Genomic DNA, 12,577 nt, shown 5'->3' with positions numbered 1-12,577 from the left:
CGGTACGGCCGCCGGATCAGGCCTGGCAGACGCCGCGCTCGTGGTCGAAGGTGGCGGTGTCACGGGAGAACCGCCACTGCGGTGCGAGCAGCTGGTCGTTCAGCTGGCCTGCCGCCGCGGGGCTCTCCACGATGTAGCCGAAGTCCTGGAGCCACGCCGGGTAGAGGTTCTTCGAGCCGATGTAGAAGGCCGACCCGTCCACGGCCACCAGCTTGTGGTGCTGGGCGTACGGGCGGCCGTCGGCCCACTTCGGGCTCTTCGAGCTGCGGAACGTGGCCAGCTGGAGGGTGGAGCACATCGCAGCCCCGGCCTTGGCCTGGTCGCCCGTCAGCAGCGCGAGGCGGGCGCGCAGGACGTCGCTGATCTCGGAGAGCGACTTGATCTGGGAGTAGCCGCCGCTGCCGACGGCGCCCCGGTTCTCCGGGTCGCTGACCACGATGCGGACCTTGACGCCGGCGGCCATCTTCGCGGCGAGCGCGTCGTAGACGCGGATGTCGTAGCGCGGCAGGGGCGGGCAGGTCGCGTTCATGTCCTGCTGGGAGATCTCGATGTGCCGCTCGGCGCTGGAGATGAGGGCCCGCAGGGCGCTCTCCTCCGGGTTGACGGTGTCGTAGTCGCGATCGGCGTTGGTGTTGTCGTGGAGGCCGACGACGCCGCACTTGGTGTCGGGGGCGGTGGGCAGGGTCGGCCGGAAGGAGGACGCGGGGTCGTTGCGCTTGATGCCGACCCCGAGGCCGCCGACGGCGATGGCCGGGACGCCGCCGGGGGTGCCCGCGCCGGGGGCGGCGGCCTCGGCGGCGGCGTTCTCGCCGGCCAGGGCGGGCATGCACGCGGCGCCGTTCGAGGAGGCGAACCAGACACTCGCGAAGTTGCTCTTGTTCCGGCAGGTCCAGGACCACAGCTCGTCGAGGTAGCGGCCGGCCGTGCCTGCCGCCGGTCCGCGCATCGCCAGGGAGACGTCGGCGACGGGGTGCGTGGTCTCCAGGTAGTCGTCCTTCCAGCTGTTGATTCCGCCGGTGATGACGGAGCTGCCGTCGACCACGAGGAGCTTGGAGTGGTTCCAGGAGAACGCCGTCTTCGACGTGGTCATGGAGGCGACGTTCAGGTCGATCCGGGAGGCGGCGTCGGGGCCGAGCTTGGTGACCAGCTCGTCGCGGTACTTCGACGGCACCACGTTCATGTGGTAGATGGGCGCGGCGCCGACGAGAATGCGCACCTTGAGCCTGTTCCCGCGCGCGGCGGCGGACTTGAGCCCGGTGACGACCGCGTCCTGGAAGCCGCCGTTCGGGAACGGGGCGAGGGTCGATATGTCGACCGTCCGCGTGGCTTGGGCGATGTTCTCCGTCGTCTTCGCCAGGAGGCGCTCGGCGCCGGGGCGGGAGGCGCAGGTGTCGTCGCCCCAGCAGCCGGGCGTCTGGAGCAGCCAGTCGCCGCCGCCCGCGGTCGAGGCGTCGAGGGCGTTGCCGGAGGTCCGCTCCCACACGGAGCCTTCGAGTCCGGGCGAGACCTGGCGGAGCATCTGCTCGACGGAGTCGAGGTGCGGGGCCGCACCCCGGGCCGGGGCGGGGCCGCTGCCCGGGGCGGCCGCGGCGGGGCCGGCGGCGCACAGGGACAGCAGGGCGGCCCCGACCGCGGCGCGGGTGGCGAGGGCGGAAGGGCGGAAAAGGGTATGGCGGTGCAATGTGACTTCCTTGCAGGAGGGATCGCCGTCGCCGCAGAGGGGGCCCGGCAAGATCAACTCGCGGAAGTTACCACTCGGTCAGATGGTCGAAGAATACGGTGAGCACGTTTCGGCCACACCGCCAACTCGGCGCCCCGCCTGCCCGATCCGCCCGCCGTACCGCCGCCCCGCCCCGCCGGGGACCCGCCCGACACCCGCCCGACACGTCCCGAACGCCCTGCATCCGGCCCCCGCAGAGGGATTCGGATTGGACAACCGCACGCGTGAGCGACCACGATGATGCGCGCAACATCGCGGCAGCTCAGGGGGGCAAACCGGTCACATGGTGTCGTTCCTCCGCTCGGTCCGCATCGTCCCCAATTCCGACACCGGAGAGATTTCGCCATGAGCTTCGGCGACCCGAACAACCCGTACGGCCAGCCCCCGCAGGGCCAGCCCGGCTACCCGCAGCAGGCCCCGCAGGGCGTGCCGCCGCAGTACGGCTACCCGCAGCAGCCCGCGCCGGGCACGCCCCCGCAGTACGGCTACCCGCAGCAGCCGGCCGCCGCGCCGTACGGCGGCTACCCGGCGCCCGGCATGCCCGGCGCCGGCATGCCCGAACTCGCCCACTGGGGCCTCCGCGTCGGCGGCTACCTGCTCGACATGCTGATCATCGTCGGCCCGATGTACGCCCTCGGCTTCATCGACCTGGCCACCGCCTCCGACGCGGCGACCGCCGAGCCCGGCATCTTCTTCACCATCGGCATCCTGTACGCGCTCGGCATGGCCATCTTCCAGCTGTACAAGGAAGGCGCCACCGGCCAGTCGATCGGCAAGAAGGTCGTCGGCATCAGCGTGCTCCGCGAGGCCAACGGCACGCCCCTCGGCTTCGGCATGGCGTTCGTCCGCAAGCTGGCCCACGTCCTCGACGGCCTGCCCTGCTACATCGGCTGGCTGTGGCCGCTGTGGGACGACAAGAAGCAGACGTTCGCCGACAAGGTGTGCAGCACCGTCGTCGTCCGCGTCCCCAAGGTCTGACCGCTCCCCGGACCTCCCCCGCCCGGCAGCGCTCCCCGGCGCTGCCGGGCGTCCGCGTTCCCGGGCCGGCCCCGGCGGAGCCGCCCGGCCGCCCCGCCTCAGGCAGCAGCCTCCGCGCCGCCCCCCGGCCGCCGCGCGCCGCCCCCGCCTCCTGCACGGCCCGAGCCGCCCGCCCGCGCGGCCGCCTCGGCGAGCGCCGCACGCAACCGCCGGGCCTGCACGGCCAGCTGGGACGAACCCGCCCGGTCCGCCGCCCCGGCCACCCCCTCGGGCACCGGGCCGGCCGCCCCGCACCGCTCGGCGCAGTCCGCGGCCACGGCCAGCACCTCCCCCGCGCCCCGCGCCCCGGCCCCGCCCCCGGCCAGCAGCGCCGGGAGCGCCTGCGCAAGCAGCGTCCAGGTCAGGGCGTACGCGCCGGCGGCAGCGGCCGAGCGGGCAGCGTCGGCCAGCCGGTTGGGCTTCACCGTGCCGAGGGCGAGCAGTTCGGCCAGGTCCCGCCCCAGCAGTGCGGCGTCCAGCTCCCCGCGGGCGGCGAGGACCAGCAGGGCGTCCACAGCGGCCAGCCGGTCCTCGGCGTGCCGGGCGCCGAGGCCGGTGGCGACGGCGAGGTGCAGGACCGGGCCGGCCGGGCCGCCCAGTTCGGCGAGCCGGGCGAGCAGCTCCCCCGCCCCGCGCTCGCCGACCGTGGCGCAGGCGGTCAGCGCCGGCAGCAGCCAGACGGCCTGCGCTTCGCGATCCTCGGGCATGACGGGGTGCTGGGCAAGCTCGTAGCCCGCCCAGTGGTAGCAGCGCCGGCCCGAGTCGGTGTACGCGCGGCCGAGCCGCCGGAACTCGGCGGGGAAGGAGCCGTTCTGCAGTCCGGGGCGCTCGGACAGTTCGACGACGATGCGCGGGACCGTCTCGCGGGTCCTGTCCCACCCGAGGCGGCTCGCCGCCGGGGCGGGCTCCTGCACGCGGCGCACCGTCCGCGGCGGCTCCCCGTCGGAGGCGAGCCAGGCGGCGAGGCGCCCGCCCTCGGCGGTGCCCAGCGCGGCGGCCGCCGCCGCGGCCTCCGGGTCGCGCCGGACGCGCAGCAGGGCCTGGGCGAAGTCGGCCGGGGCGGGTGCCACGCCGAGGCGCCGGTACTCCGCGAGGCGTGCGACGAGTTCGAGGGGCTCCAGCGTGCCCGTGTCCCAGCTGGGCGCGGCCAGCAGGAAGGGCAGCGGGTCGGCCGGAATACGCGCGGCCGCCTCCCGGATCCGGGCGGCGGTGACCGCGCCGAGCGCGGCGTGCACGCAGTCCTGCGGATAGCCGACGCCCCGGCGGCTCCCCGCGGTCCGCAGGTCGGCGGCCCGGACGCAGCCGAGCACCGTCGCGGCGACGAGCTCCACGCCCTCGATCCACTCGGGGTCCGTCCAGCCGTCGGCCCGGAGCCAGCGGCGGTCGGCGAGGGCGGGGTGCAGGGCCGCGGCGAGGGCCGCGCGGTCGCGGTGGGCGTGGCGGACGAGGGCGTCGAGGGCGGTCTCGAACTCCCCGGGCCCCGGCTCCCGGGCATGGGCGAGGGAGGCGACCAGTTCCACCGTCGCGGCGAGCGACAGGTCCGCGGCCGGCGCCGGCCGGCGGCGCTCCGGCGCCGGCGGCAGCACGTCCTCCCGGGGCTCGGCCGCGGTGTCGTCGGCGACGGCGCCGAGGAGGTCGGCCGCCGCGAGCCGGTGCACGGGGCCGAGGAGTCCGGCCTGGCCGGCCAGTTCGGCGCGCAGGGCGCCGTCGTCGGGCCGCAGGTGCGCGGCGACGAGCCGCAGGGCGCGCTCCTGGAGCGCGGTGTCCGCGTGTCCGAACGCCGTCGCGGCCGCGGGCAGCAGCACGGACCGGTCGTCGGGGCGGCGGCGCAGGGCCTTGCCGAGGAGTACGAGCTGGGCGCGTACCAGCTTCTTCTCGGGTCGGAAGAGGACGGCGGCGGACATTTCGGCAAGCTGTTCGGCCGTCAACCGGCCCGCCTCGGACAGGCCGGCGAGGATCCCCTGGGCGTGCCCGGCGAGCGGCGAGGGAGCGTCGCCGGCCACGGCGATCCAGTCGCACGCGCGCGCCTGCTGCTCGTCCTGCGTGAGGTCGAGCGCCCGGAGGAGGTCGAGGTAGAAGGACAGGTGGGCGGGGCGGCCGCCGCGCAGCAGGCGGGCGGTGCAGCCGTCGGCGAGGACGCTCCGGTCGAGGAGGCCCTCCGCGGCGAGCCGGGCCAGTTCGGCGGGCCAGCCGCCGCCGTCGGTGGAGCGGCCGTGCCAGGAGAGCGGCTCCGCGGGCTCGGCCGTCTCGAACAGCAGGGGGACGAACGCGCGCAGCTGCGGCTCCGCCCGGAGTGCCGCGCCCAGCGGGCGGCCGCGGCCGGCGGAGCGTTCGGGGCCGCCGGTGCTCATCTCGCGGACCCAGCCGCGGACGAAGCCGTCGCCGGCGGGCAGGGTGCAGCCGGTCCTGCGGACGAGTTCCCGGATGAGCGGGTAGTCCTCCTCGGCGGTGGCGGCGCGGGCGGCGAGGCGGTGCGCGACGTCGCCGAGCCAGGCGGGGTCGCGGTCGGCCAGGACCCGGAGGAGGAGTGCGGTGCGCCGTGCGGGGCTGTCCGTACGGAGGTCCCGGGCGGCGATCCAGGAGGCGGCGGCTGCGGCTCCGGTGTGGCAGGCGGCCCCGGCGAGCAGCAGGCCGCGGCGTATGCACGCCCGCTCCTGCCAGCGGGACCAGTCCCAGCCGCGGATCTCGCGGCGCAGGGCGGTCAGTTCGGGTACGAGGGCGCGCCGCTCGGCCGGGGTGAGGGGCTGGAGCAGGGCGGGGAGGGTGTCGCCGGCGCCCCGGCGGACGGCTTCGAGGACGGCGGCGGTGGTCATCGGGTTCCTCCGGTGGTGCGGGTGTCGGTGGTGGGGTCGGCGGGGGGCGCGGTCCGGGCGCGCCGGGCCATGCGTACGGCGAGGGCGTGCTTGCAGGGGCCGCGGCGGCCGCGGTGGTCAGCCCACCACTGGCAGGTGCAGCTCAGCACCCCGCCGGCGGACTCGCGGACCTGGTAGCGGCGTTCGCCGGAGGCCACGGTCGCCGTGGCGTCGGCGCGCAGGGCGACGGCGCCGTCGGCGAGCAGGGCGCGGGCGGCGCCGAGCCGTGGGTTGTGGCGTTCGGCCCGGGCGGCGTCGTAGGGGAGTTCGCGGTGGAAGTAGGCGGCTTCGGCGGCGTCGTAGCCGACGCGTCCGGCGGTGCCGAGGCGGACGAGGGCGGCGCGGATCCGCTGCACCGTCAGGCCGGACTGCTCGGCGAGGTCGGCGGTGTCGATCCGCGGCTCCCAGGCGAGGAGGGCGGAGACGAGTTCGGCATCGGCGGCCGCGTCGTCGGTGGCGAGGGCCTCGAGGACGCCGCCCTCGCCGGAGAATCCCCGGTGCGGCTCCGGCGAGAGGGTGAGCGTGAGCCGCATGCCGGGCCCGGCGACTTCCCAGGCCGAGGCGGTCGCCGCGCCGCCGTGCGCCGCGGGGCCGTAGACGCGCAGGCCGGTGGCGTGCCGCAGGACCCGCTGGAGGGCGGCGAGCCGCTCGGGTCCGGGGAGGCAGACGGCGCCGGGCACGGGCCGGGTGGTGGGGCGCAGGGAGGCCCCTGCGGGGACGACCCACAGCGGCGCGCGCCCGGTGGCGCTGCTGCCGCCGGCGGCGGCGCGCGGGAGGGTGCGCAGGAAGCGGACGGCCTCGGCGGCGGGGAGTTCGGCGCGCAGGTCGAACCCGGCGGAGACCACCTGGGATTCGGCGAAGCCGCGCAGCCAGCGGTCGGGCAGCGGCACCTTCTTCTCGACGACGCGCCCCTCCAGGGTGGTGACGGCGAGTTCGTCGGGGCCGACGCGCAGGTGCATCGGGTCGTCGCCGGCGAGCCGCGACAGCGCTTCCCGCAGCGGGTTGTTGACGTCGACGTTGGTGGTGCCGTGGCCGGTGTCGGCGCCGTCCAGGCCTTCGGGAAGCACGTCGAGCCGGGCGTAGACGCCGCAGCACCCGGAGAACGACTCGAAGCGGAGCCGGTCCCCGTTGGCGGTGACGACGGGGTCGAGTGAGGCGCGCAGCGTCCGCTGGTGGTAGCGCGCCGCGGCGACGTCGGCGACGGCGAGCAGCCCGCGGGCCGCGGCCTGCGGCGATCGCAGGAACCCGGCGAAGAACCGGGGGTGCTCCTCGGGGCCCGCGGGTGTGAGGCCGCCGGCGGTCTCCAGGCCGAGGAGGTGCCCCTGCGGGTCGGAGGCCAGGGACGACGGGCGTGCGTAGGCGAGTGCCTGCATGGATCGGCTCATGGGCGTCAACGTAGGTGCGCGCACTGACAGCCCGACGGGTCGTCACCTGCCGCAGCGGACAGGTGCCGTGCCCGGCCGCGGGGCGGCGGAGTCCCGGCGGGCGGTCGTCGCGATCGCACACGAGGGTGCAGCCCGGGCACCCGCGCAGCGGTCGGCAGCAGGCCGCGGGGTGCGGGCCCTGTGGTGCGCCCCCTCGGCGGGTGGCGGCGCCTGCCGGGGCACCGCCACGCGCGGCGGGCTCCTGCGACCGCAGTTCCGGATCCCTGGTTCACGGTGGGCAACCAGCGCCGCACACTGGGGTGTTGATGCGGTATGCCCCGCGGCGGCCGATTCCGCACCGGCCGGTCCAGCGCCGTATGCTGATCAAGAACGCTCCATCCGGAGCGGTTCGCGATCCATGTCGACTGCCCGATCGGGCACTTACGGGGAGAAGCACTGTGAAGCACGACGCGCTGCGCCGCGCGGCGTTGGCAACCGCGACGGCCGGCCTCCTGCTCGGCGCGGTGGCCACGGCCGCCCCGGCCTCCGCCGCCGGCAACTACGGCTGCACCGGCTGGAAGCAGAAGGTCAACACCTGGAGCGCCGTCTGCACCGTCAGGAGCGGACAGGCCCGGTCCGTCACCGAGTGCAGCAACGGCAAGACCGTCTACGGCAAGTGGGTGGGCCGCGGGAAGTGGAGGTTCGGCGGCGACTGCGGCCGGTACTTCATCGTCGCCCAGGACACGCAGGGCCGCGGCTAGCAGCCGCAGGGCGACGGGGGCCTGCCGAATGCCGGCGGGCCCCCGGTCCGCGTCCCGGGGCCGCGGGACGGGCCCAGCCGGTCGCCGTCGGCCGCCGTCAGTCGTCGGTCCCGTTCCGCCGCGGGGCCAGGCGTTCCACGACCTCGGAGAGGTCTTCGCACACCTGCTCGATCCGCAGCCGGATGTTGTTCTGCTCGGTCACCAGGGCGGACAGCAGCAGCACGGTCAGGGCCGCGGAGCCGTTGAGCGCCTGGAGGTTGACCATGATCTCGAACAGGGTGTGGTCGGCGAAGGGGCCCGCCTGGTCGATCGCCGCGGAGATCGCGATGACGGAGACCAGCAGGGCGCACGGCGCGCCGCCGACGTGCTGGAAGCGGACGCCGGCCCAGATCAGCAGCGGGAAGACGAGGAAGAGCACCGACAGGGAGCTGCGGCAGGCCACGGTGGTGACGAGGCCGCAGGTGACGAGCAGGGCCAGCGCCTCGGCGGCGCGGTAGGCATCCGCCGGCGGGGTGACCTGCGGGAGGATCAGCAGCACCGGGGTGACGAGGAGCACGCCCATGGCGTCGCCGGCCCACCAGGCGGCCCACACCGGCCAGAAATCCGACGGCGGCAGGTCGCCGGTGGCGACCAGCATCCCGGTGCCGATGGTCGCGCTGATCAGCATGGCGGGCAGGCCCGCCAGGAAGACGAGGGCCAGGGCGTCGCGCAGGTGGTCCATCTGCGTGCGGAACCCGGCCCGGCGCAGCAGCAGGTACGCGCACACGGGGGCGAGGGTGTTGCCGAGGAGGAGCCCCGCGTCCCCGGGTTCGAAGGAGGCCAGGTGCTCGATGTTCATGTACGCGCCGAGCGTGATGCCGGGCCAGGCGCGCAGGCCGAACCACAGCAGGGCGGCGAGGGCGATGCCGGTGGGCGGCCACAGCGGGGTGACCATGGCGCCGTCGACGACGATGCTCAGCAGGAGCCCGGCCTGTCCGGTTGCGTAGTAGGCGACCGCGACCGCGAGGATCCTGAGGACGTCGGCGGCGAGGGCTCGCCATTCCACGGTACGCACCACAGCATCAGACAACAGGCGGCGCCCCGGGGCCGGGCGTGACACGCGCTACTCGGCGCCCCGTCCGCCTCCGTCGTGGCTGATGACGAGGACGGCGGCGTCGTCGGCGTGGCCGGTGGAGTCCGCGACCTTCATGACCTCGGCGGCCAGTTCGGCGGGGTCGGCGCCCGCCGCCTCGCGTACGACGCCCAGCACGCGTTCGAGGCCGACGTCGATGGGGAAGGCGGGGCCCTCGACGACGCCGTCGGTCAGCAGGACGATGGATCCGGCCCGGTCCAGCCTGCGGCGGGTGACGGCGTATCCGGCGCCGGGCAGCATGCCGAGGGGGACGCCGCCCTCGTCCTCGGCCATGCCGTAGCGGCCGTCGACGGTGGCCCATATCGCGGGGACGTGGCCGGCCCGGGCGCAGTCCAGTTCCCAGGTCTGCGGGTCGAAGCGGAGCAGGGTGCAGGTCGCGAAGAGCTCCGGTCCGGTCGAGAGAAGCACGTCGTTGGTCCTGCCGAGGACCTCGCCGGGGTCGCCGACGACGGAGGCGATGGCGCGCAGGCCGATGCGCACCTGGCCCATGAAGGCGGCGGCTTCGACGTCGTGCCCCTGGACGTCGCCGATGGAGAAGGCGAGGGCGCCGTCGGGCAGCCGGAAGCCGTCGTACCAGTCGCCGCCGATGTCGAGGCCGTGCCGGGCGGGCGCGTAGCTGGCGGCGGTGCGCAGTCCGGGGACGGCGGGCAGGGAGGCGGGCAGCATCTCGCGCTGGAGGGCTTCGGCGAGCTCGACGCGGGCCTGCTGGTGTTCGGCGCCGGCGCGGGCGCGGGCGGTGAGCCGTCCGAGGGTGCTCAGCAGGTCGTCCGCGCTCTGCGACCGGGGGCCGCGGCGCGGGATCACGGACTGCTCCCGGCTGCTTCCATACGTCGCTCGTCCCTGCTCTCGGTTCTCGCGGCGTGTCTGCGCCCCAGACCCGTGCCCATCATATTTGCAGGTCTGCGCGGGCCGCGACAGGTCCGGTGCCGTACGGTTCCCCGACGGCCTTCCCACAGGCCGGAGCAGGGGCGGAGCACCGGGGGGCGACCACAGGGCGTGAGCTATGTTGGAAGACGAGTGACATGAGAGGGAGGCACACGGGTGTCATCCGGGCAGCAGGCACGCGCGCAGGCGGCTGCGATCACGCCGAGCGGGCAGGCGCCCGACCACGAGAGGGCTCCCGGTGACCGGGTCCGCGCCCTGTTCGACGGCCGCCGCCTCTCGCCCGGCCAGCGGCGCATCGCGCAGTACCTGATCGACCACCTCACCGAGGCGGCGTTCCTGTCGATCACCGAGCTCGCGGAGCGGGTGGGTGTCAGCCAGCCGTCGGTGACGCGCTTCGCGACGTCGCTCGGGTTCAGCGGCTATCCGGCGCTGCGGGACGTCCTGCAGCCGATGGCGCTGAGCGCGGTGGCGGGCTCGCCGGAGGCGCGTGAGCAGTACCGGCGCAACGAGCTCCAGGCGGCCGTCGACGCGGAGATCGAGAACCTGGAGAACGTGCGGCGGCTGCTCGCCGACACCAACCAGGTGCTGGACATCGGGCGGGAGCTGGCCCGCTCGGTGCCGCTGACGGTGCTGGGCCTGCGGATCTCGGTGTCGCTGGCCGAGTACTTCGCGTACGCGGCGCGGCGCATCCACCCCGACGTGCGGCTGGTGACCCGGGGCGGCAGCGTCGCCTACGACGCCCTGCTGCAGTCGCGGGAGGCGGGCGGGACCTGGGCGCTGGCGTTCGCCATGCCGCGGCACGCCAAGGAGACCCTCTCGGCACTGCGGGCGGCCCGGCACGCGGGGCTGAAGATCGCGCTGATCACCGACCACACGCTGGGCCCGCTGGTGGACGAGGCCGATGTCGCGCTGACCGCGGGGACCGGGGCGCGGCTGGTGTTCGACTCGTACGCGGCGCCGGGCATGCTGTCGGCGGCGCTGCTCCAGGCGATGGCCGATGCGGATCCGGAGCGGACGCAGGCCCGGCTCGAAGGGTACGAGCAGGTCGCCGACCAGCACGGATTCTTCCTCTAGGGACCGGTTTGCCCTGTGGTGACCTGCGGATTTTCATGCCGTCGAGGCGCATGTAATTTTTCATTCTCTTGTCTACTCGACGGTATATATATTTACTGAGCAGCGCGCCGGATCCGTCAGACGCGCCAAGGAGGGCGACCCCTAACGCCTTCCCGGAACGGATACCCGGGCCGGACGACTCCTCCTCACGTCCTGCCCGGGTGCCGGTCCCGGCAGCGGGTCCATCCAGAGCGCTTGTGGCGGCCCCCGGTCAACCCCTGGGCCGGGGCCGCCGCCCACCGACGTCTCGATCACCGTTCGACACCCTTCGGAAGCGACGAGAATGCGCCAGACGCTCTCCCCCGCCCTCAGCCCCGACTGGCCCTGCCAGGTCAAGGCTCCGGGCACCCAGGACTGGGAACGCACGGCCATGCGCTGGCTCCGGGACCTGCTCCCGGCACGCTACGGCAGCTACTCCACGCTGACCCGGAGTTCCGTCCTCCTCGCCCGGCACGCCCAGCTCCAGCTCCAGCACGAGATGCGGACCGTCCGCGTCGCCCTGGAGACGAGCCGGGCCGAGCTGCCGGCGCTCGGCGTCGGCGAGGCCGTCATCGAGAACTCGATCCGCATGTACGCCGTGGAGCTCCAGCAGCTCGGCCGTCTGTCGAGGGCCGTCCGGCTCGTCGGCGACGCCCTGCGCGTCACACCCAGTTGATCCCGGCGCGGGCGAGCAGCGGGTCGTCGACCAGCTCCCACAGCGGGACCGCGTAGTTCCCGAAGCCGTAGCGGCCGCCGTAGTGCAGGCCGAGGACGCGGTGGTCGGCGAGGTCGAAGACCGGGGAGCCGCTGTTGCCGCCGAGGGTGGAGCAGTCGTGGCGGACGGTGAGCCGGTCGGGTGCCAGGCCCGTCGTCGTCCCCGGCTGGAGCCGTTTGACGTTGTAGACGTCCATGAAGATGCGGCGCATCGCCTCGGGCTCGTTGCGGCGGCCGTCCTCCGCCGGGTAGCCGACCACGTACACGGGGCGGCCCGGCAGGTCGCCGGGCGGGTCGGCGGCCACCGCGAGGGGCGTCGCCGGAGCGCGGCCGTCCGCGGCGGTGTCCACACGCAGCAGGGCCAGGTCGACATCGGGGTGGATGCCGATCACCTCCGTGACGGCGAACTCGAGCGAAGGATCCCCGGCCGCGGTGTCCGCCTCCTCGGCGAGGTCCAGCCGGGCGGACATCCCCGGCCGGAACGTCCAGGCGCCGCCCCCGCCGTCGCCGTCGCGGCCGGCGGTGAACTCGGCGGCCACGTGGCGGTTGGTCATCACCACCCCGGGGGCGACGAGGAACGCGGTGCCCACCCAGGCCAGCCGCGGATGTCCCTCGACGTCGACGCGGCCCACGCGGGCGAGCGACTCGCGGATCGCGGGCCGGTGCCCGTCCAGGACCGCCCAGTCTCCCTGCTGGGAGGGGAAGTCGCGGCCCTGCACGAGGATCGCGGGCCGGCCCTCCAGCAGGACGATGGCCTCCACGCCGAAGTATTCGTCCTCGTCGACGTCGTCCGCGCGGCCCTCGGCGAGCTTCTCCAGCCCGCGGGCACCCGCCGCCAGCACCCGCGCCCGCTCCTGCACGGCGCAGGCGGCGATCTCCCGGGCCGCGGCCCCGGCCTGCGCGAGGCCCGCCGCCCCGCCGGGGAGCGGCGCGGACTCGGGCACTTCCGCCTCCAGGGCCTTACGTACGCGGGCGGCCACCTCGCGCAGGTCGCCGAAGACCTGCTCGGGCCGGGTGGCCACCGGTGATCGGGCCGTCAT

The 12,577-nt window shown here is 75.1% G+C and carries 10 protein-coding genes; 4 read left to right on the top strand and 6 right to left on the bottom strand.

The window, feature by feature from the left end; genetic code table 11:
* Positions 1-16: 16 nt before the first annotated feature.
* Positions 17-1,681, bottom strand: a complete 1,665-nt coding sequence (locus MUK52_RS28385; protein ID WP_284581193.1) for a phospholipase D-like domain-containing protein — start codon at positions 1,679-1,681, stop codon at positions 17-19.
* 384 nt (positions 1,682-2,065) lie between these two features.
* Here MUK52_RS28385 and MUK52_RS28380 point away from each other — a divergent pair, with 384 nt between their 5' ends.
* Positions 2,066-2,698 carry an RDD family protein gene (locus MUK52_RS28380; protein ID WP_114056301.1) on the top strand — a complete coding sequence of 211 codons (633 nt, stop codon included), beginning with the start codon at positions 2,066-2,068 and terminating at the stop codon, positions 2,696-2,698.
* Between the two features lie 98 nt (positions 2,699-2,796).
* Here MUK52_RS28380 and MUK52_RS28375 read toward each other — a convergent pair whose 3' ends face one another.
* Positions 2,797-5,550: a DUF7824 domain-containing protein gene (locus MUK52_RS28375; protein WP_284581189.1), complete on the bottom strand. Its 2,754-nt coding sequence runs from the start codon at positions 5,548-5,550 to the stop codon at positions 2,797-2,799.
* The gene (locus MUK52_RS28370) at positions 5,547-6,974 is read right to left on the bottom strand and encodes an SWIM zinc finger family protein (protein ID WP_284581187.1); all 1,428 of its coding nucleotides are present in this window, start codon (positions 6,972-6,974) and stop codon (positions 5,547-5,549) included. Before MUK52_RS28370 ends, MUK52_RS28375 begins: the two co-directional genes overlap by 4 nt.
* A 437-nt stretch (positions 6,975-7,411) precedes the next feature.
* Between MUK52_RS28370 and MUK52_RS28365 the strand changes: the two genes are divergently transcribed.
* Positions 7,412-7,714: a hypothetical protein gene (locus MUK52_RS28365; RefSeq protein ID WP_246042607.1), complete on the top strand. Its 303-nt coding sequence runs from the start codon at positions 7,412-7,414 to the stop codon at positions 7,712-7,714.
* A gap of 97 nt (positions 7,715-7,811) precedes the next feature.
* Here the strand turns inward: MUK52_RS28365 and MUK52_RS28360 are convergent, their stop codons facing one another.
* Together MUK52_RS28360 and MUK52_RS28355 are read right to left on the bottom strand one after the other, a co-directional pair.
* Positions 7,812-8,771 carry an MASE1 domain-containing protein gene (locus tag MUK52_RS28360; protein ID WP_428985438.1) on the bottom strand — a complete coding sequence of 320 codons (960 nt, stop codon included), beginning with the start codon at positions 8,769-8,771 and terminating at the stop codon, positions 7,812-7,814.
* A 45-nt stretch (positions 8,772-8,816) separates the two neighbouring features.
* A complete protein-coding gene (locus tag MUK52_RS28355; RefSeq protein WP_114056304.1) occupies positions 8,817-9,650 on the bottom strand; it encodes a PP2C family protein-serine/threonine phosphatase in 834 nt (277 codons plus the stop codon).
* 237 nt (positions 9,651-9,887) lie between these two features.
* Between MUK52_RS28355 and MUK52_RS28350 the strand changes: the two genes are divergently transcribed.
* Positions 9,888-10,805, top strand: coding sequence for a MurR/RpiR family transcriptional regulator (locus MUK52_RS28350; RefSeq protein WP_114056305.1), 918 nt, complete (start codon positions 9,888-9,890; stop codon positions 10,803-10,805).
* Positions 10,806-11,127: 322 nt separating this feature from the next.
* Entirely contained in the window at positions 11,128-11,499 is a 372-nt protein-coding gene (locus MUK52_RS28345) for a hypothetical protein (RefSeq protein WP_114056306.1), read from the top strand.
* Here MUK52_RS28345 and MUK52_RS28340 read toward each other — a convergent pair.
* Positions 11,486-12,577, bottom strand: coding sequence for a trypsin-like serine peptidase (locus MUK52_RS28340; protein ID WP_284581182.1), 1,092 nt, complete (start codon positions 12,575-12,577; stop codon positions 11,486-11,488). The two genes, MUK52_RS28345 and MUK52_RS28340, sit on opposite strands and share 14 nt — an antisense overlap.

This window comes from Streptomyces sp. 2P-4, assembly GCF_030167965.1.
Taxonomy (GTDB): Bacteria; Actinomycetota; Actinomycetes; order Streptomycetales; family Streptomycetaceae; genus Streptomyces; species Streptomyces globosus_A.
This window is presented reverse-complemented; position numbering and strand designations above follow the sequence as displayed.

Coding starts and splice junctions, on each gene's coding strand:
- MUK52_RS28380 (WP_114056301.1), top strand. CDS start 2,066: ATGAGCTTCGGCGACCCGAACAACCCGTACGGCCAGCCCCCGCAGGGC.
- MUK52_RS28375 (WP_284581189.1), bottom strand. CDS start 5,550: ATGACCACCGCCGCCGTCCTCGAAGCCGTCCGCCGGGGCGCCGGCGAC.
- MUK52_RS28370 (WP_284581187.1), bottom strand. CDS start 6,974: ATGAGCCGATCCATGCAGGCACTCGCCTACGCACGCCCGTCGTCCCTG.
- MUK52_RS28345 (WP_114056306.1), top strand. CDS start 11,128: ATGCGCCAGACGCTCTCCCCCGCCCTCAGCCCCGACTGGCCCTGCCAG.
- MUK52_RS28340 (WP_284581182.1), bottom strand. CDS start 12,577: ATGACGGCCCGATCACCGGTGGCCACCCGGCCCGAGCAGGTCTTCGGC.